At 52.0% G+C, this 19867-nt stretch carries 15 protein-coding genes and 1 other RNA gene; 12 read left to right on the plus strand and 4 right to left on the minus strand.

All coding sequences use genetic code 11. The annotated features are described in order from the left end of the window. Positions 1–247: 247 nt before the first annotated feature. Positions 248–2443 (minus strand): glutamine synthetase III, encoded by a 2196-nt coding sequence (locus tag ABDW36_RS09710; RefSeq protein WP_343701707.1) that lies wholly within the window; start codon positions 2441–2443, stop codon positions 248–250. A gap of 257 nt (positions 2444–2700) precedes the next feature. Here ABDW36_RS09710 and purL point away from each other — a divergent pair, with 257 nt between their 5' ends. Beyond that, entirely contained in the window at positions 2701–4920 is a 2220-nt protein-coding gene (gene purL / locus ABDW36_RS09715; RefSeq protein ID WP_343701708.1) for a phosphoribosylformylglycinamidine synthase subunit PurL, read from the plus strand. Positions 4921–5659: 739 nt separating this feature from the next. Here purL and ABDW36_RS09720 read toward each other — a convergent pair. Further along, a complete protein-coding gene (locus ABDW36_RS09720; RefSeq protein WP_343701709.1) occupies positions 5660–6901 on the minus strand; it encodes a pyridoxal phosphate-dependent aminotransferase family protein in 1242 nt (413 codons plus the stop codon). Positions 6902–7040: 139 nt separating this feature from the next. Here ABDW36_RS09720 and pafA point away from each other — a divergent pair, with 139 nt between their 5' ends. The 3 genes from pafA to ABDW36_RS09735 all read left to right on the plus strand — a co-directional run bounded on the left by pafA (position 7041) and on the right by ABDW36_RS09735 (position 10333). Beyond that, entirely contained in the window at positions 7041–8717 is a 1677-nt protein-coding gene (gene pafA, locus ABDW36_RS09725) for an alkaline phosphatase PafA (RefSeq protein WP_343701710.1), read from the plus strand. A 120-nt stretch (positions 8718–8837) separates the two neighbouring features. Beyond that, complete coding sequence (locus tag ABDW36_RS09730) at positions 8838–9611, plus strand: enoyl-CoA hydratase-related protein (protein WP_343701711.1); 774 nt, start codon at positions 8838–8840, stop codon at positions 9609–9611. A gap of 59 nt (positions 9612–9670) precedes the next feature. Then, positions 9671–10333 carry a hypothetical protein gene (locus ABDW36_RS09735; protein ID WP_343701712.1) on the plus strand — a complete coding sequence of 221 codons (663 nt, stop codon included), beginning with the start codon at positions 9671–9673 and terminating at the stop codon, positions 10331–10333. 318 nt (positions 10334–10651) lie between these two features. On the opposite strand, the gene ABDW36_RS09740 is transcribed toward ABDW36_RS09735, so the two are convergent. Further along, on the minus strand, positions 10652–10978 hold the full coding sequence (locus ABDW36_RS09740; protein ID WP_343701713.1) for a hypothetical protein: 327 nt from the start codon (positions 10976–10978) through the stop codon (positions 10652–10654). 264 nt (positions 10979–11242) lie between these two features. On the opposite strand from ABDW36_RS09740, the gene ABDW36_RS09745 reads away from it, so the two are divergent. The 3 genes from ABDW36_RS09745 to ABDW36_RS09755 all read left to right on the plus strand — a co-directional run bounded on the left by ABDW36_RS09745 (position 11243) and on the right by ABDW36_RS09755 (position 14341). Continuing rightward, positions 11243–12622, plus strand: a complete 1380-nt coding sequence (locus tag ABDW36_RS09745) for a tetratricopeptide repeat protein (protein WP_343701714.1) — start codon at positions 11243–11245, stop codon at positions 12620–12622. Positions 12623–12787: 165 nt separating this feature from the next. Further along, positions 12788–13552 (plus strand): phosphosulfolactate synthase, encoded by a 765-nt coding sequence (locus ABDW36_RS09750; protein WP_343701715.1) that lies wholly within the window; start codon positions 12788–12790, stop codon positions 13550–13552. 57 nt (positions 13553–13609) lie between these two features. Continuing rightward, positions 13610–14341 carry a shikimate dehydrogenase gene (locus ABDW36_RS09755; RefSeq protein ID WP_343701716.1) on the plus strand — a complete coding sequence of 244 codons (732 nt, stop codon included), beginning with the start codon at positions 13610–13612 and terminating at the stop codon, positions 14339–14341. 61 nt (positions 14342–14402) lie between these two features. Here ABDW36_RS09755 and ABDW36_RS09760 read toward each other — a convergent pair whose 3' ends face one another. Further along, positions 14403–15212 (minus strand): class I SAM-dependent methyltransferase, encoded by an 810-nt coding sequence (locus ABDW36_RS09760; protein ID WP_343701717.1) that lies wholly within the window; start codon positions 15210–15212, stop codon positions 14403–14405. 59 nt (positions 15213–15271) lie between these two features. On the opposite strand from ABDW36_RS09760, the gene ABDW36_RS09765 reads away from it, so the two are divergent. The 5 genes from ABDW36_RS09765 to ABDW36_RS09785 all read left to right on the plus strand — a co-directional run bounded on the left by ABDW36_RS09765 (position 15272) and on the right by ABDW36_RS09785 (position 19792). Then, positions 15272–15967 carry a hypothetical protein gene (locus ABDW36_RS09765; protein WP_343701718.1) on the plus strand — a complete coding sequence of 232 codons (696 nt, stop codon included), beginning with the start codon at positions 15272–15274 and terminating at the stop codon, positions 15965–15967. A 110-nt stretch (positions 15968–16077) separates the two neighbouring features. Then, positions 16078–16177: signal recognition particle sRNA small type (ffs, locus tag ABDW36_RS09770), an RNA gene on the plus strand. Positions 16178–16304: 127 nt separating this feature from the next. After that, positions 16305–16955 carry a fructose-6-phosphate aldolase gene (gene fsa / locus ABDW36_RS09775; protein WP_119078807.1) on the plus strand — a complete coding sequence of 217 codons (651 nt, stop codon included), beginning with the start codon at positions 16305–16307 and terminating at the stop codon, positions 16953–16955. A gap of 544 nt (positions 16956–17499) precedes the next feature. Next, positions 17500–18996 (plus strand): glycerol kinase GlpK, encoded by a 1497-nt coding sequence (gene glpK / locus ABDW36_RS09780; RefSeq protein WP_343701719.1) that lies wholly within the window; start codon positions 17500–17502, stop codon positions 18994–18996. A gap of 28 nt (positions 18997–19024) precedes the next feature. After that, positions 19025–19792 (plus strand): MIP/aquaporin family protein, encoded by a 768-nt coding sequence (locus ABDW36_RS09785; protein WP_343701720.1) that lies wholly within the window; start codon positions 19025–19027, stop codon positions 19790–19792. Positions 19793–19867 lie beyond the last annotated feature (75 nt).

The following is a 19867-nucleotide window of genomic DNA, read 5'->3' on the forward strand; positions in this document are numbered from 1 at the left end:
TCTTTGTCTTGCTTTTCGTCCAGCTTCAGATCTGCCACCTGCTTACTTTTCAGCTTCGTTTTAGCGTCCTGGGCATAACCCATGGTGGTTACGCCGGCCAGGAACATGAATAATAAGATCTTCTTCATATTAATGACGATTTTATAGATAGACCGGTAAAAAAGTAAAAGGTTTAACGGGCAGGCACAAAAAGAAACCCCCGGTGAATACCGGGGGCCATCATACACCAAAACAATCTTACGGTTTTTTATCGCAAGAAAAGCAGCTCTCTGTATTTGGGGAGACCCCAGATCTTGTCATCAACCAGGAACTCCAGTTTATCCGAGTGGTAGCGGATAACGTCAAAGTATTGTTCCTTGATCTTTTCACAGTAATCGATAGCTTTCTGACGGCTGTCTTCCAGCTTGTTAGCCACTTTGCGGGCTTCGATCATAGCCTGTACGTTTTCGCTGATGACGTTGATGTGTTCAGATATCTTCGTTGCAATTTGTTTCTGTGCCTTGTAGGAATCTTCGCTAAAGCCGGCTTCCTTCAGGCCTTTGATATTGGCCAGCAGCTCATTCAGGTATTTGATGGCAGCGGGCAATATGTTGTTGGTGGCCAGGTCGCCAATTACGCGGGCTTCGATCTGCACTTTCTTCACGTAGTCTTCCAGGAGAATTTCGTGACGGGCATGCAGTTCTTTTTCGTTGTAAACACCGGTTTCGGTATACAGCTTGGTAGCTTTCGGCGTTACCATGGCATCCAGCGCTTTGGGCGTGGTTTTGATGTTGGGCAGGCCGCGTTTTTCGGCTTCTTTGGCCCATTCTTCGCTATAACCGTCGCCTTCAAAGAGGATCTTCTCAGATTCAACGATGTATTTGCGCAGTGTTTGCATGATGGCGATCTCTTTCTTCTCGCCTTTTTCGATGAGGCCGTCTACTTCTTTCTTGAAGTCTATCAGGGTTTTGGCCATGATAGAGTTCAGCACGGTCATAGCGGAAGCGCAGTTAGCGGAAGAACCCACGGCGCGGAACTCGAACTTGTTGCCGGTGAAGGCGAACGGAGAAGTACGGTTACGGTCGGTGTTGTCCAGCAGCAGTTCCGGAATGTGGCGGTGCAGGTCCAGTTTCAGGATGGCCTCATCCTGCTCGTCAAATTTATTATTTACGCGGCTTTTTACTTCCTGCAGTACTTCAAATAGGTATTTACCGGTGAATACGGAAATGATGGCCGGGGGAGCTTCATTGGCGCCCAGACGGAAGTCGTTGCTGGGAGAGGCAATAGAAGCGCGCAGCAGGTCTGCGTAGTCATGCACGGCCTTGATGGTGTTCACAAAGAAGGTGAGGAACATCAGGTTGGTCTTCGGCGTTTTGCCGGGAGCCAGCAGGTTTACGCCGGTGTCTGTAGCCAGTGACCAGTTGTTGTGTTTGCCTGAACCGTTGATGCCGGCAAAGGGCTTTTCGTGCAGCAGCACTTTCAGCCTGTGGCGTTTGGCCACTTTGCTCATCACGTCCATCAGCAGTGAGTTATGGTCTACCGCAATGTTCACTTCTTCGAAGATAGGCGCGCACTCAAACTGTGCGGGAGCCACCTCGTTGTGACGGGTGCGCAGGGGAATGCCCAGTTTGTAAGACTCTTCTTCAAAATCGCGCATGAAAGCGTATACACGCTCAGGGATGGCGCCGAAGTAGTGATCTTCCAGCTGCTGGCCTTTAGCGGGCGCATGGCCTACTACGGTGCGGCCGGCCAGCACCAGGTCAGGACGGGCATTGGCCAGACCTTCATCGATCATGAAATATTCCTGCTCCCAACCAAGGGTGGCAGTTACTTTGGTTACGTTCTTGTCGAAATAGTTGCACACGTCTACAGCGGCCTTGTCAAGCGTAGAGAGCGCTTTCAGCAGCGGGGCCTTGTAGTCAAGGGATTCGCCGGTGTAGGCCACAAATATTGTGGGAATGCAAAGGGTTTTACCCGTACCTTGCTCAATGATGAAAGCAGGAGAGGAGGGGTCCCATGCAGTGTAGCCGCGGGCTTCAAAAGTAGCGCGGATGCCGCCGTTGGGGAAGCTGGAAGCATCGGGCTCCTGTTGTACCAGGGCGTCTCCGTCAAAAGTTTCAATGCTGGAGCCGTCACCTTTAATAGTAAAGAAGGAGTCGTGCTTTTCTGCGGTAGTGCCGGTAAGAGGCTGGAACCAGTGGGTATAGTGGGTTACGCCCTTCTTCATGGCCCAGGCTTTCAGGCCGGAGGCAATTTGATCAGCCATTTTACGCTCGATCTTGTTGCCACCTTTAATAGAGTTCATCAGGCTTTTATAAGCCTCATCACTCAGGTGTTCCCGTACTGCTTTGCCGGTAAACACATTGCTGCCGAACACGTCTGTGATTTTGCCATTCAGTTCGGGCTTTACTTTAAAATCAACGCCGGTGAGATTTTCCAGCGCCTGAAAGCGTAACGATTGCATGATGTGAAATATTTTTTACAAAAGAACGCTAGTTTGGCTTAATATGCAAGATGTTTCCGCTTTTTTAACCAAAAAATTGCATTTGTCCCGAAAAAACCTTATATTTTTAATTTTTGAGTAAATATTGGAGGGTCTGAGGTCTTAAAACTGATATATTTAAAATATTATAATACATATAGCCGCCTTCCTACTGTTTCTTGTCAATTGAATTAAAACTATGTAGTTTTGCATCTTCCTTTTTAAATCTTCATCAATACATGCAAACCACAGTAGAAACCGCAGAACAGTTAGGACTTACCGCAGACGAATTTGAACGTATTCAATCCATCCTGGGCCGCGTTCCCAATTTTACGGAACTCAGCATGTACTCTGTGATGTGGAGCGAGCATTGCAGCTACAAAAACTCCATAGTATGGCTCAAGAGTCTGCCCCGCGAAGGCGGCCGCCTGCTGGTTAAAGCCGGTGAAGAAAATGCCGGCCTGGTAGATATAGGTGACGGCTGGGCTTGCGTGTTCAAAATAGAGTCTCACAACCACCCCTCCGCGCTGGAACCCTTCCAGGGCGCCGCTACAGGCGTGGGCGGTATCCATAGGGATATATTTACCATGGGCGCCCGCCCCATTGCCGCCCTCAACTCCCTGCGCTTCGGCAATATCAATGATCCTAAAACGCAGCACCTGCTGAAAGGCGTGGTAGACGGCATTGGCCACTATGGCAACTGCTTTGGCGTACCCACCGTTGGCGGTGAAGTATATTTTGAAGATTGTTACGGCACCAACCCGCTCGTGAACGCCATGAGCGTTGGTGTGCTGAAAGTGGGCACCATGGTGTCTGCCACCTCTCACGGAGAAGGCAACCCTGTATTCATAGTAGGCTCCGCCACCGGCAAAGACGGCATTGGCGGCGCATCTTTCGCTTCTGCAGACATTACGGAAGAAAGCGCCAAAGACCTTCCCGCTGTACAGGTGGGTGACCCCTTCCAGGAAAAGAAATTGCTGGAAGCCTGCCTGGAAGTAGTGAAAACCAACGCCCTTGTAGGTATGCAAGACATGGGCGCCGCAGGCATCACCTGCTCTACCGCTGAAATGAGCGCCAAAGGCGAGCATGGCATGATCATCCACCTGGACAAAGTGCCCACCCGCCAGAAAAACATGAAAGGCTGGGAAATGCTGCTTTCTGAAAGCCAGGAGCGTATGCTCATAGTAGTAGAGAAAGGCCGTGAAAAAGAAGTGCTGGACATTTTCGACAAATGGGACCTCCACTGCGTACAGATCGGTGAGGTAACCAAAGACCCCGTTCTCCGTTTCTATATGAACGGTGTGTTGGAAGCGGAAGTGCCCGCTGAAAGCCTGGTGCTGGGCGGGGGCGCTCCCCAGTATCACCGCGCCTACGTGGAGCCCAAATACTTTGAAAAAGTAAAAGCCTTTGATATCCAGAACATCCCCGATATTACCAAACCCCAAGCAGTAGCGGAAAAAATAGCGCAACTGCCCAATATAGCCTCCAAACGCTGGGTGTACACGCAGTACGACAGTATGGTGGGCACCGCCAACGCCAGCACCAACGCGCCCAGCGATGCGGCCATTGTACTGGTAAAAGGCACTAAAAAAGCGCTGGCCGTTACCACAGACTGCAACAGCCGTTATGTGCATGCAGACCCGCATGCCGGCGGACAAATAGCCGTAGCCGAAGCAGCCCGCAATATTGTGTGCAGCGGCGGCGAGCCGGTAGCCATCACCAACTGCCTCAACTTCGGCAATCCGTACGATCCGGAAGTATATTACCAGTTCGTACACGCCATCAAAGGCATGGGCGAGGCCTGCCGGAAGTTCAATACACCTGTTACCGGCGGCAACGTAAGCTTCTACAACCAGTCTCCAGACGGCCCTGTGTACCCTACGCCTACTATTGGCATGCTGGGCGTGCTGGACAGTATGGACCAGCGCATGACGCTTGGTTTCAAACAGTCTGGAGACCTGATCTATATTGTAGGCCGCAGCTATAACGACATCAGCAGTTCCGAATACCTGCACAAGCTGATAGGCGTGGAATTCAGCCCCGCTCCCCATTTTAACCTGGAAGAAGAGCACAAGCTGCAGCAGGCCATCACCAAACTGATCCGTGGCGGCCTCATCCAGTCCGCACATGACGTGAGCGAAGGCGGCCTCTTCATCACCCTGCTGGAAAGCGCCATGGCCGGTAAACTGGGCTTCGAGGTGCATACCAACAAAGATTTCCGGAAAGACGCCTATCTCTTCGGAGAAGCGCAGAGCCGCGTAGTGGTGAGCGTAAGCCCTGAAAACAGGGAGAAATTCGAAGCCCTGCTGCATGGCCTTGTAGATACCTCAGACCACTCTGTGCGGTACGAAAAAATAGGTGTGGTAAAAGGAGAGAGCATGGTGATAGACGGTGAAGCCTGGGGCCTGGTAGAAGAATGGAAAGGAAAATACGATACAGCGCTGGAAAACCACCTGTAATTGGCATAAATAAAATCAGTAGAAGGCGGCCCGTTGGAGGCCGCCTTTTTTGATGGCTCCCTCAATTGTTAATGCCCGCGGCGTCCGCCCTCCGGAATTGTTAAGAGACCCGCCCGTGTTATTCCTCTGCCACGCGCTGCAGCAATGTGTATTTTTTACAAATTACCTTGCCGATCCCCTCAAGCCCTTTGCCATGGCGGGAATTATTATGTTATGCCGCATACTCCTTTTACAACTGTTTTAACATCGCGTTAACAAAATACCACATTCGTGTTATGGTTATACCGGAGAACTGCGTTATTTTTGGTTAACGTTGTAAAGCAACGATCATTGTTCGAGCAGCGCCCTGAGCCAGCGCTTATATGTTAGACAGAAATCCCCTAAAGACATTAACTAAAAGTATTGATCATAAATCATTCTATGGTTTACCCGGCGGTAAATCATATTCTATGATGACCTTAACTTTTTTTTATTACCATGTCCTCATGAACGATCGATTCTTAAGATCATGTATTACACCTAGTGAAAGAACGATTTGTTTCAGGGCTGACTAACCATCAGCCCTCTTTTTTTGCCCTTACTTTACGGAGTCTGAAATGTTGGGAACCGGCAGCCGGCCCCCTATGAGGCCGCCGTTGTGTCACTCCCTTCAACGGCTGTAGGGTGTGCCCGGCGGGAATAAAAAAGGAGCGCTCCGCAGAACGCCCCTTTCGTGTATGTAACGTACTTACTTTACCGGTTATACCACAGGAATTTCCGCAACGGCGTACACCTTCTGGTCAAGTTTGGCCTTGGTTTCGGTGAAGGCTTTCAGCGTCAGCTCAATGTCTTCGTCTGAATGCGCCGCCGTGGGTATCAGGCGGTAAATGATCTGCCCTTTCGGGATCACGGGGTATACCACTATGGAGCAGAAAATATTGTAGTTCTCGCGGAGGTCAAGGCACATGGCAGTGGCTTCCGGAATGTCTCCCTGCAGGTAAATGGGCGTAACGGGAGAGTTGGTGCGGCCAATGTTGAAACCCCGGTCTTTCAGGCCCTGCTGCAGTTTGTTCACATTGCTCCACAGCTTCTCTTTCAGTTCCGGTTTCTGCCTCATCAGCTGCACGCGTTTCAGGTGGCCTATCACGATGGGCAGGGGAATAGATTTGGCAAAGATCTGGGAACGCATGTTGTAGCGCAGGTAGCTGATAATGTCTTTGTCTCCGCTCATGAAAGCGCCGATAGATGCGCCGGATTTGGCGAAGGTGTTGAACAGCAGGTCAATCTTGCCCTGCACGCCCTGCTCTTCCCCGGTGCCTGCGCCGGTTTTGCCCATGGTGCCGAAGCCGTGCGCATCATCTACCATAAAGCGGAACTCATATTTATCTTTCAAAGCTGCAATTTCTTTCAGCTTGCCCTGGTCTCCCGCCATGCCAAACACGCCTTCGGTCACCACCAGGATGCCGCCGCCGGTTGTTTTGCACAGCTCCACCGCGCGTTTCAGCTGTTTTTCGCAGTCTTCAATATCATTGTGCTTGAATACGTAACGGTGCCCCTGGTGCAGGCGCAAACCGTCTATGATGGAAGCATGGCACTCCGCATCGTATACGATCACGTCACGTCTGTTACAGATAGCATCGATAGCGCTCATAATGCCCTGGTAGCCGTAGTTGAGCAGGGTGGTATCCTCCTTGCCCATGTACTCGCTCAGCTCCTTTTCAAGCTGCTCATGGTAATTGGTGTTACCGCTCATCATACGCGCTCCCATGGGAGAAGCAAGGCCAAAATCAGCGGCCGCCTGGGCGTCTGTAGCACGTACTTCCGGGTGGTTGGCCAGGCCCAGGTAGTTGTTGAGGCTCCAGACTATTTTTTCCTTCCCCCGGAACTTCATCCGGGGCCCTATTTCACCTTCCAGCTTGGGAAAGGCGAAGTAACCATGGGCTCTCTCGGAATGCTCACCGATAGGGCCTTTATGCTTCAGCAGTTTCTCGAATATATCCATATGATTATTAAAATGAAATTAAAATTCGCTCACAAAGGTATTAAAATATTATTTTTTGTAAACTTAGGTTACTTTTACGCCTTTATTTTTTCCACGTATATCAGTCACGGAGCAAGTTAGGAATAAATCAATGTTTTATATGAGCCGTATTAAATTATTGACCGTCATTTGCATGCTGACGGCGCCGGTTGCCTTTGGACAGAAAGCTACATCTCCCACCACGGGCTTCCCTCCCAACTATGGAAAAAAGGTGCAGAAAGAAGTGCCCCGGCCAAAACTGGTAGTGGGCATGGTGGTAGACCAGATGCGCTGGGACTATCTTTACCGTTATTACGACCGTTATACTGAAAGCGGCTTCAAACGCCTGCTCAACGAAGGGTTCTCCTGTGAGAACACCATGATCCCCTATACGCCCACCATTACCGCCTGCGGCCATACTTGTGTGTACACAGGCTCTGTGCCGGCTATTCACGGCATCATCGGCAACGCCTGGTATAACAGGGCGCTGAAACGCAGCGTGTATTGTACAGAAGATACCACCGTAACCGCCGTTGGCGGCAGTGAGGGCGCCGGCGAAATGAGCCCCCGCAACATGCTCACCACCACCATTACAGACGAGCTGCGTATGGCCACCAACTTCCGCAGCAAAGTGGTAGGCGTAGCTATTAAAGACCGTGGTTCCATTCTTCCCGCAGGCCACAGCGCTACCGCCGCTTACTGGTATGATGGCGTAACCGGCAATTTTATGACCAGCAGCTTTTACATGAAAAGCCTGCCCACCTGGGTAGAAACCTTCAATAACCAGAAGCTGCCTGCAAAATACCTCTCACAGCCCTGGAACACGCTGTACCCCATTGAAACCTACGTGCAGAGCACGGCAGATGACAAGCCGTACGAAGGCCGCTTCAAAGGCGCAAAAAACTCCGCCTTCCCGCATGAGCTGGCCGGTATGATGGGCAACAGCTTCGGTATCCTTTCTTCCACGCCTTTCGGCAACACCTTTACCCTGGAGTTTGCCAAAAAGGCCGTAGAAGGCCACCAGATGGGCAAAGGTCCCGTAACAGACTTCCTGGCCGTGAGCCTTTCTTCTACAGACTATGTGGGCCACCAGCACGGCCCCAACTCCATAGAAATTGAGGATACTTACCTGCGTTTAGACAAAGACCTGGGAGAGTTCTTCAAATATCTTGACAAAACCGTGGGCAAAGGCCAGTGGCTGTTCTTCATTACAGCAGACCATGCCGTGGCGCATGTACCGGGTTTCCTGAAAGAGAACCGCATCCCCGGCGGCAGCTGGGATGACGGCGCTATGGTGAAATCTCTCAACGCCGCTGCAGAGAAGGAATTTGGCCTGAAAAAAGTGATCCTCTCCGCTTATAACTACCAGCTGAGCCTTGACAATGAGGCGCTGGAAAAAGCCGGCAAGCAGGAAGAAGTAAAACAGTTCCTCATCCGTGAAACGCTGAAATGGCCGGGCATTGCCAATGCTTTTGACCTGCACAAAATGGGCGCCACCGCCCTGCCTGAGCCGCAGAAATCCATGATGACCAACGGCTATAACGTTCAGCGCAGCGGAGACATCATGGTGGTACTGCAGCCCGGCTGGCTGGATGGTGGTAATACCGGCACCACCCACGGCCTCTGGAACCCCTACGATGCCCATATTCCCCTGGTATGGATGGGCTGGGGCGTACGCCACGGCAAAACCAACCGTACCACGCATATGACAGATATTGCGCCCACCGTGGCCGCCATGCTGCGCATCCAGATGCCTAACGGCAGCGTAGGGCATGTCATTGAAGAAGTGACGAAATAGAATCCCCATATACAACGAACAACTAAACGCCTTTGCCGGAATTTCCGGCAAAGGCGTTTAGTTTACAGGCAGTTATGTATACTGTTTAATCGATAAAAATAAATCACTTACATTTGGCTGATGTCCGGATTAACCTATCATATCGCAGACCGGGTGGCCACCATTACCCTTAACCGGCCGGAGAAGCGCAATGCGCTCAATGGCGTGCTGGTAAAGGAATTGCGGCAGGCCTTTGCCCGTGCTGAGCAAGATGGCGATGTGAAAGTGATTGTGCTGGCCGCCAATGGCAAAGCCTTTTGCGCGGGGGCAGATCTTGACTATCTGCAGCAGCTGCAGCAAAATAATTATGAAGAGAACCTGGCAGACTCCCGGGAACTGATGCTGCTGATGCAGGAAATTTATTCCCATCAGAAGGTGGTCATAGCGCAGATAGAGGGCGATGCCCTTGCCGGTGGCTGCGGCCTGGCCTCTGTGGCAGATCTCAGCTTTGCCGTGCCGGAAGCCCGCTTCGGGTACACTGAAGTGCGTATCGGGTTTGTACCGGCGCTGGTGAGTGTTTTCCTGGTCAGGAAAACGGGGGAGGGCAGGGCCCGGGAACTGCTGCTCACGGGGGAGCTGATTACGGCTGAACAGGCTGCGGCATACGGCATTATCAATAAGGTGGTGCCGGCTGAGAACATCAGGGCGCATGTGGCCGAACTGGCGCGGCGCCTTTGTAACGAAACCTCTGCTAACTCATTGAAGATCACCAAAACACTGGTACGCACGGCGCTGGACCATCCGTTGCCGGAAGCGCTGGAAAACGCTGCCCGCCTCAACGCGGAAACCCGGCAGCATCCGGACTGCAAGAAGGGGATAGGCGCCTTTTTGAATAAGGAAAAACCAGTGTGGTAGCGGGTTTGAAGCATTTGGCACAGATTTTTCACACATACCTATGTACTAAAGGACCAATTATGCGAAAATTGTTACAGATAGGGGGATTGCTGGCGGGCCTGGTGGCCGGCATGGCAACGCCGCTCCTGGCGCAACGCACCATATCAGACGCCAGGATCACCTATAAAGTAGAAGTGCCGCAGGAACAGTTGCAGATGGAAGCCATGTTTGCCAACAGCTCCATGATGCAATACATCCGCGGCAACCAGAGCCGCATAGACATGAATTTTAACGTGGTGAACTACACCTACCTCATCAACGCCCAGGAAGAAACCGTGGTAACGCTGATGGACAATCATGGGGATAAATACCTGATCCGTACGGACAAAAAGGGCTATGAGCAAGACACCAGGAAATACCTGAACACCCAGTTCACGGACCAGGCCGAGACACGGGAAATAGCCGGTTACAAATGCCGGAAGGCCATCGGGAAAATGGAGGATGGCAGCACCTTTGACGTGTATTATACGCTGGAGATCATCCCGGAGAACAAATACTACAACCGCCGTTTCATGAACCTGAAAGGCATTCCCCTGGAGTTTGAAATTGTGACCAAATCAGGCTCCAAAATGAAGGTGACCGCTACCAAGGTAGACCTCAGCCCCGTGCCCGCCTCAGTGTTTGACGTGCCGCGCGGCTATAGGGAAATTACCGCCGAAGAGCTGAAGAAGATCAGGGGCTAGGGGAGGTATAAGAGGAATAAAACACTTTATAGCAAGGCCGTTCCTGGGAACGGCCTTGCCTTTTATAGGTGTAAGCGTCCGTTCTTCATCATTATTTCGCCGAAGCCCCAGGGTGACCCGCTCACCATGGCTGCTATAAAGGCGCTTTTCAAGCGATGCTTCAAGCTGCATTGCCTGCCCCGTGGCAGCGTTCCGATACCTTGTCAAACGCTTAACTCGCTGCCGCCCCGTGGTGTCTTCCCCAATACCCCAAAACGCAAAAAAGGCCGCTCTTCCGAACAGCCTTTCTGCAAAATCTCTTTCAAAAAAATAGGTTCCTTAATTCTTCCTGAATGGAAGGTTAAACTGTACCTGGTGGTACCGCATACCGTTTACAGGCAGCGCCTGTACGGTATAGGGAACAATGTAGGTCACATTCCCCTTTTTATAAGTCACCACAGACTTAACATTGACAGTACTGTTGTCAGAACTGAGATTGAAATTCGTTTTCAGTATGCCACTGGCCTTAAAGCCCGCGTCAAGGCTCAGATTCGTTTTAGGCATGGCGGTGAGGTTGTAGCGGGTCTCTGTCTTTTTTACAACCTTGTCCTTTTCGCTATCCAAATTACCGCCCAGATCATTGGCTTGTACACTGAGTGCAACCATGAACAAAGCACTTACCATGAGGCAAGACAATGAAAATCTTTGGATTATGTTAGTTTTCGGCTTCATTGTGATGCAAATATACTAAAAAATCATCTATCATAACGGAATCTTAAGGCAATTTACCTAATTATCTTAAGAAAATGTTAAAAAATACATAAGCGGTAAGCACTAACTTGTTTGGTGACAGCAGCAAAATCACATATATTTACATCAATGAATCACGATTTCCCATCATTTAATGAGTTTAACGAGGATTTTGAAGATTTGAGGGACTTGCTTCAGCAATTTGAGAATCTAAAGGAGGGCAGATCTCACGCCTTCCTGGATGAGGATTCTTTCGAACAGATCATCGACTATTATGATGAACATGACGAGCTTAACAACGCCCTCCAGGCCGTTGAGATCGCCATTGAACAATTCCCCTTCTCCTCCACGCTCCTGCTTAAAAAATCAGCCCTTCTCATAGAAACCAAAAAATACCGTGAAGCCCTGGCGTTGCTGGAAAAAGCCGCCCTGCTGGACAGTAACGATATTAACCTCTATATTCTCAAAACAGACGTGTACCTGGCCATGAACCAGCACGAGAAAGCCGCCGCCCTGCTGGAAGAGCAGATCTCCCAGTTTGACGGGGAAGACCGTACTGACCTGCTGCTGGAGCTGGCAGACGTGTATGACGACTGGGAAGAATTCGAGAAGGTGTTTGACTGCCTCAAAATGTTGCTGGAGTACGATCCCAACAATGAGGAAGCGCTGCACAAGATCTGCTTCTGGACGGAGTTTACCGGCCGTAATGAAGAAAGCATCCGCCTGCACACCAATATCATCAACGAGCATCCCTACAACCAGCTGGCCTGGTTCAACCTGGGCACGGCCTACCAGGGCCTGAAGCTCTACGAAAAGGCCATAGACGCCTACCAGTATGCCGTGGTGATAGACGAGCGGTTTGACTACGCCTATCGCAACATGGGAGACGCGTTTATCCATCTCCGTAAGTTCAACGAGGCCATTGAAGTGCTGCAGAAACACCTGGAAGTGGCCAAGCCGGAAGACGTGATCTACGAGGCCATCGGCCATTGTTACGAAAAGATGCGCAAGTTCACGCAGGCCCGTTATTACTACCGCAAGGCTTCACACCTGAGCCCGAATGACGACAAGCTTTATCTCAAAATAGCCAAGGCGTACATGACGGAAGAGAACTGGGAAAACGCCATCAAGTCACTCCAGTCTGCCCTCCGCATCAACAAACACAGCGCTGAGTACAACATCACCCTCGGCCAGTGCTACCTGCAGCTGGGCAGTGACAAGGAGGCCCTGGTGCACTTCCTCAACGCCGTACGCATACGGCCCAACAGCGCCCAGGCATGGAAGGAGTTTGTACGCGGTCTTTATGCCTCCGGGCATGTAGAGGAAGCCCTTACCCAGCTGGATGCCGCAGAAGGCCGCCTGGGCCGCAAGCCCGTATTCCTCTTTTACCGGGCTGCCATGCTCATTGCCACCGGCAAAACCAAGGAAGGCCTGCTGCAGCTGGAAACGGCGCTGCAGCTGCATCCACGCCAGGTTAAAAAGATGGTGGAGCTGGACCCCTCCATTCTCCAGCATACCGCCGTGGTAGACCTGGTTGCCCGCTACAGGCGTAAACGTTAAGTCATTTTTTGCCTCTTCTATTTCAGAACTTCTTATTTTTGCCGCGGTTTTCTAAATTGTATACCATTTGAAAAGCCAACAAAACCAATCCAATTACAAGGTAGGCATAGCTAAGTATGACAGTTTGGTGGGAAAAGACCATTAAGAAGAATAAAATCGTGCAAAATGAATTTTAATCTGACGCAAATTCCTGAAAGAACGGGCAAGCCCCGGAGCTATGGACTAACCATGGTGATGGACAAAGGCCTGAGCGTTGAAGAAGCAAAAAACTTTTTATCCGCGGCTTCCCCGCACGTGGATATTGTTAAGCTGGGATTTGGCACCTCTTTCGTAACACCCAACCTCCGTGAAAAAATTGCCCTTTACCAGAATGCGAACATCCCTGTCTATTTTGGCGGCACCCTGTTTGAAGCGTTCCTCATCCGCAACCAGTTTGATGAGTACGTGAACGTGGTGAAGGACTATGGGATCTCTTACATGGAAGTGTCTGACGGTTCCATCACCATTCCGCACGCTGAAAAATGCGGCTATATTGAAAAGCTTACCAAACACGGCCTGGTGCTGAGTGAGGTGGGCTCCAAAGATGCGGAGCACATCATTCCCCCCTACAAATGGATTGAGCTGATGCGGGCCGAGCTGTCAGCCGGCGCCTCCTATGTAATTGCGGAGGCGCGGGAAGGCGGCAACGTAGGCATTTACCGCGGCAGCGGCGAAGTGCGTGAAGGCCTGGTACAGGAAATACTCACCCAGATACCCGCAGAAAAGATCATCTGGGAAGCGCCGCAGAAAGACCAGCAGCTGTACTTCCTGGAGCTGGTAGGCTGCAACGCCAACCTGGGCAACCTGGCCCCCCACGAGGTAATTCCCCTGGAGGCCATGCGTGTAGGCCTCCGTGGCGATACTTTCCATCTTTTCCTGGACAAAGAATAACAGACTGTTGCAGGCCATGTGCCCCCGTACATGGCCTGTAACTTCCAATTGAATACAATGCGCTTGTTCGGCCTCATCGGTTTCCCGCTTTCACACTCTTTTTCCAAAGGATTCTTCACGGAGAAATTCCAGCGGGAAGGCATTACAGACTGCCGCTACGAAAACTTTCCCATCCCCGCCATCTCTCATTTCCCCGAACTCTGGGAGCAGCATCCTGAGCTGGAAGGCATGAACGTGACCATCCCCTACAAACAGGAGGTGATCCCCTTCCTGCATCACTTCAGCGCCGCAGCCAAAGCCATTGGCGCCGTTAACTGCATCCGCCGCAAAAATGGGGAGCTGACCGGGCATAATACAGACGTTATCGGTTTTAGCCGCTCCCTGCAGCCGCTGCTGCAACCGCATCATACCAAAGCCCTGATATTGGGGGCAGGCGGGGCGGCCAAAGCAGTAAAGTACGCCCTGCAGGAGATGGGGATTGCCTATACCGAAGTAAGCCGCAAATATTTTGACGGCACTATCGCTTACGAAGCAATAACGCCCGCGGTAATGGAAGAGCACACGGTGATCGTGAATACTACGCCGCTGGGTATGTACCCTAATGTAGATGATGCGCCGCCCATTCCTTATGAAGAAATCACCTCCCGTCATCTGCTATATGACCTCATCTACAACCCGGCCGAAACGCTGTTTATGAAGAAGGGCGCGGAGCGCGGCGCCGCTGTGAAGAACGGGCATGAAATGCTGATCCTGCAGGCGGAAGCTTCCTGGGAAATATGGAATGCGTAAACGGGTAACAACCTGGCTGCCGGCACTTTACACGCGCAACGCATACAGCACGCGGAACGTTTTATGCTCCCTGGCTCACCGGTTTGATCATGTAATACATACAGGTGGTGAAAAAGTTCCTGACGAAGGGAATGCCTTTCAGCCAGCCAAATTGCTCACGGGGTGTGAGGTTGAACTTGTATTTGTAAATAGGGTTGATGAGGTAATATTTTCTTTGGGTGATGGCATAACCCGTAGCCGCCACAATTTTCTCGAACCGTTCTATGGAAATGCCCGTGTCTACCAGCTCCATCAGCTCCTTCACCGTACCCTCAGATTCTCCGAAAGTCTTCAGCAGCCCGCGGTAAAGCGGCCTGGGAAGCAGGTGAACATAAGGCAGAAAGCTCAATATCTTGCTGTGGCAGATCTGCTGGTGCCCGCCATGCGGCATGTACCAGGGCGGAAAGCCGAAATACACCTGGCCGCGCACGCTCAGCAGGTTCTTCAGATAGTCTACCAGCTTGTGCTGGTCGGGGATGTGCTCAATGGCATCTTTTAGAATGATGATATCGAACGCATGCTTGAACTCCCCGAAAAAATCAACGTCGTAAATATTTTTCGCGATCAGCTGCAACTGCCCGCTGTCTGCGTACGGGCCCAGGAACCCCTTGGCCAGCTCGATCCTTTCCGGGAAAAGGTCTACCCCCACACACCGGCAGCCCGCTTCCAGGAAGGGTGTGAGCACCCCGCCTTCGCCGCAGCCTATCTCCATTACCCGCAACCCCTTCAGGTCAGGGAACTCCTGCTGTATGAAGGGCATCACATAGCTCCGCGAGTTATCTACCTGCTGCTGGTACCGTAATGTGGCGTCTGAGTGTTGTGGTAATGACATGCTTTTAAAAATTGCGTGAAAATAGGACTAATTTTGGAATGGTTTTAGCAAATAAACGCATGTTGAGAACGTTACTTTTGATATTATTCGCCCTCCCCGCCGTTGCCCAGCAAAAGGAGGTGACCGGCATTAGGGCCGTGTATGATTCCAACGCCGTGGCCGAACTGTACAGCACCACGCCCATTGGCCTGGTTGTTACCTATGCAGACGGCAGCGAGCGCAAAACGGCCGGACTGCTGAAGGGAGACCTGCGCTGGAGCCAGGTGATAGTAGAAACGCCCTTTGGTGAATGCAGCAACGGTGTATTACGCTTCAACCGCAACCAGGTCCGCCCAGATAATTACCGCATGCGGCTGCTCGTCAAATTCAGGGAGCAGCCTTCCAAACAGCACGAAGTAATGCTGCAGCTGCCGTACCTCACCGGCATCCGCTTTCACCATTATGCAGACAGCCTGAAGCGCGGCATCCATTTTTACCTGAACGTGGAAGGCATCTACAACAGCGGCAAGATATACCCGCTGGATACCACCCGCATCCGCTTCAGCGCCAACGCCGGCAAGCTGATAGGGCAAGACCTGCTGCTGCCCGTTACCGACAGCTCTACCCGCAGCATTTCCGTGAATGCTGTTTACCGGGGAGACCGCCAGATGACGGCCGTTACCGAAATACCCGTCAAACAGGCGCCGGAAGACGAGTCTATGATCATCAAAAACGAAAAAGACCTCTTCAGCAAACCGAAAAAAAAGCGCAATTAACCTGGATGGGATGTGGTATGAAATGCAGGCTCCATGGGCTTTTGGACAGAACCTGCGCGAATTGGCCGCTAAATATTTGCATTATATGCAGCTTTGACGTACCTTTGCAGCGGCAAGTCTTATACGACCAGCTCCTGCTGAACTCCCCCAGGACAGGAATGTAGCAAGGGTAGGCGGTTGAAGCGGTGCGATATAAGTAACTTGCCATTTTTTTTTCCACATGGCCAGTTCTCTCCTTACAATTCCGGAAAAATATTGCTGCTTTGATTAAATTGCCCCGGATTGGCGGAACGGGAACAGACGCCCGCATTTATTCAAACATAAACGATCTCCCAATATGAAATTCTTTATTGATACAGCAAACCTTTCGCAGATCCAGGAAGCGCATGACCTGGGCATCCTGGACGGCGTAACCACCAACCCTTCGCTCATGGCCAAGGAAGGCATCAAAGGGGAAGCTGCCATCATGAAACACTATGAAACCATCTGCGAAATGGTGGAAGGCGATGTAAGCGCCGAAGTACTCTCTACAGACTTTGCTTCCATTGTGGAAGAAGGCAAGAAACTGGCCGCCATTCACCCCAATATTGTGGTGAAGGTGCCCATGATCAAAGACGGTGTGAAAGCCATCAAATGGTTCACTGAAAACGGCATCCGCACCAACTGTACGCTGGTGTTCTCCGCCGGCCAGGCCATTCTGGCCGCCAAGGCAGGCGCCGCCTATGTATCCCCCTTCATTGGCCGTATTGATGACAGCAACTGGGACGGTATTGAGCTGATAGCCCAGATTGCCCAGATCTACAGCATCCAGGGCTTCAAAACGGAAGTGCTGGCCGCTTCCATCCGCACCCCCCTGCACATTGTAAAATGCGCCGAAAACGGGGCCGACGTATGCACCTGCCCGCTGGATTCCATCCTGGGCCTGCTGAAGCACCCCCTCACGGATATTGGCCTGGCCAAATTCCTGGAAGATGCCAAAAAGATGTAATAACAGGTATCATAAACGTATAGAAGGGAGCAACCGCCAGGTTGCTCCCTTTTTTTTGTGCCTGATAGCGCCGTAAAGTGACCCAGGCGAGGCCTACCGGTTTTGCCGCTCAGCCCAAAGAGGCGCTGGGCATGTTCCCTTCTTTACGCCCCCGCCCGCTTCCTGCGCCGCAACAACCAGCGCCCCACCTTATCCAGACCTTTATCCCAAGCTGTACCTGTTCTGTTTCTAACCCAGTTCTGTCCCGTACCTGTTCCGCCTCTTAAATAGACGCGGAACAGGTACGGGACAGATACGTGACGGATACGGAACAGATACGGCACGGGTATATAGTTGTACCAGGATATGCACAAGTATCAACCAAAATAATCCCGGAGTAACACCAGAAAATAGCCCTCGCTATCACCCAGCCATTCTCAAACTTTCATTTCCCCCGCGAATTTTTTTTTACTTTTAATTTATTACAACTATCTTACTACCTCGTAAAACTATGTACCACGTTAAACAATACTAATTCACTTTAAAAAATAGCCAGAACACACGCATGGAAGCAAAATTCATCATGGCCCTCGACCAGGGAACCACCAGCTCTCGCGCTATCATTTTTGACAAATCAGGGAACATTGTAGCAGTGGCCCAGAAAGAATTTAAACAGATCTACCCGCAACCGGGCTGGGTGGAGCATGACCCGAACGAGATCTGGTCTACCCAGGCCGGCGTGGCCGCAGAGGTTATTGTGAAGGCAGGCACTACGGGAGACAACATTGCGGCCATGGGCATCACCAACCAGCGTGAAACCACCATTGTATGGGACCGTAAAACCGGTAAACCGCTGTATAATGCCATTGTGTGGCAAGACAGGCGTACGGCCGCCTATTGTGATGAGCTGCGCAGCAAGGGGCTGGCGGAAGACATCCGCAGCAAAACCGGCCTCATTGTAGACGCCTATTTCTCCGGCACCAAGGTAAAGTGGATACTGGACAACGTAGCAGGCGCCCGCGCCAAAGCGGAGGCCGGAGAGCTGGCTTTCGGCACGGTAGATACCTGGCTGATCTGGAACTTCACCAAAGGCAAGCTGCATGTAACAGATGTAAGCAACGCCTCGCGCACCATGCTGTTCAACATCCATACCCAGCAGTGGGACGAAAGCCTGCTGAAGCTGATGAACATCCCCGCCTCCATGCTGCCTGAAGTACGGGCCTCCAGTGAGGTGTACGGCCATACCGAGGCTACGCTCACACCCTTCGAGATCCCTATTGCCGGCATTGCGGGAGACCAGCAGGCCGCGCTCTTCGGCCAGATGTGCACAGAGCCCGGCATGGTGAAGAATACCTACGGCACCGGCTGTTTCATGATGCTGAACACGGGCAGCAAAGCCATTACCTCCGGCAACAACCTGCTCACCACCATTGCCTGGCGCATTGGAGATAAAACGCAATATGCGCTGGAAGGCAGCATTTTCATTGGCGGCGCCGTGGTGCAGTGGCTGCGTGACGGCCTGGGCATCATCCGCCATTCTGCGGATGTGGAAGCGCTGGCATTGTCTGTTAAAGATACAGACGGCGTATACCTGGTACCCGCCTTTGCCGGCCTGGGGGCGCCCCACTGGAACCAGTACGCACGCGGTACCATTGTAGGCATGACGCGGGGCACCAAAGATGCCCACATTGCCCGCGCGGCGCTTGACAGCATTGCTTACCAGACCATGGACGTGCTGAAGGCCATGGAAGCAGACGCCGGCATGAACATAGCGGAGCTCCGCGTAGATGGCGGCGCAACGGCCAACAACCTGCTGATGCAGTTCCAGGCGGATATTATGGGTACCAACGTGGTGCGCCCGAAGGTGACGGAAACTACCGCGCTTGGTGCGGCCTATCTGGCCGGCCTGGCTACCGGCTTTTGGGACAGCATTGATACCATCCGCAGCCAGTGGAAGGAAGATGCACGTTTTACGCCCAAAATGGAAGACGCGCAGCGGGAGGAGATGACAAAAGGCTGGGACCGCGCTGTGCGCGCCGCAAAAGTATGGGCTGAACAATAATTACCACCTCTAAAAAAACTGATATACAATGTCCACATTCCTGGCAGAACTGATCGGTACCGCACTGCTCATCCTCCTGGGGGATGGAGTAGTGGCAAACTGTGTACTCAACAAAAGTAAAGGGCAGAACGGCGGATGGATCGTTATTACAATGGGCTGGGCCATGGCCGTATTTGTAGGCGTATTTGCAGTGGGCGCATACAGCGGCGCGCACCTCAATTCGGCCGTAACGCTGGCGCTGGCCGTAACCGGTGGTATTGAATGGGCGCAGGTGCCCGGGTATCTCGTTGCCCAGCTGCTGGGTGCCATCCTGGGCGCATGCCTGGTATGGGTAGCCTACAAGCAGCAATTTGACGCAACAGATGATGCAGACGGCAAGCTGGCCGTTTTTTGTACCGCCCCTGCCGTTCGCGGTACGGCTAACAACCTGCTCACGGAGATCATCGGCACCTTTGTGCTCATCTTCGGCGTATTCTACATTGCAAAAGGGGAGGTAAATCTTGCCAAGCTGGAGGGCCTGCCTTCGTCCCTGGGTACCCTGCCATCCATACCGGTGGGCCTGGGTGCGGTAGATGCCCTGCCGGTAGCGCTGCTGGTGCTGGCCATCGGCCTTTCTCTTGGCGGGCCTACGGGGTATGCCATCAACCCCGCCCGTGACCTGGGGCCGCGCATTGCGCATTTCATCCTTCCCATCAAAGGGAAGCGGGATAGTGACTGGGGTTACGCGTGGGTACCCATAGTGGGGCCCATCATAGGTGCATTGCTGGCAGCGGCTTTACACCTGGCATTGAAATAAGTATTTTCGTCTGATAAGCGAACAGGCAGTTTCTTAACATAGAGACTGCCTTTTTTTTGTGTTTTTTATTTTTAT

It is taken from the genome of Chitinophaga sp., assembly GCF_039596455.1.
Classification (GTDB): domain Bacteria; phylum Bacteroidota; class Bacteroidia; order Chitinophagales; family Chitinophagaceae; genus Chitinophaga.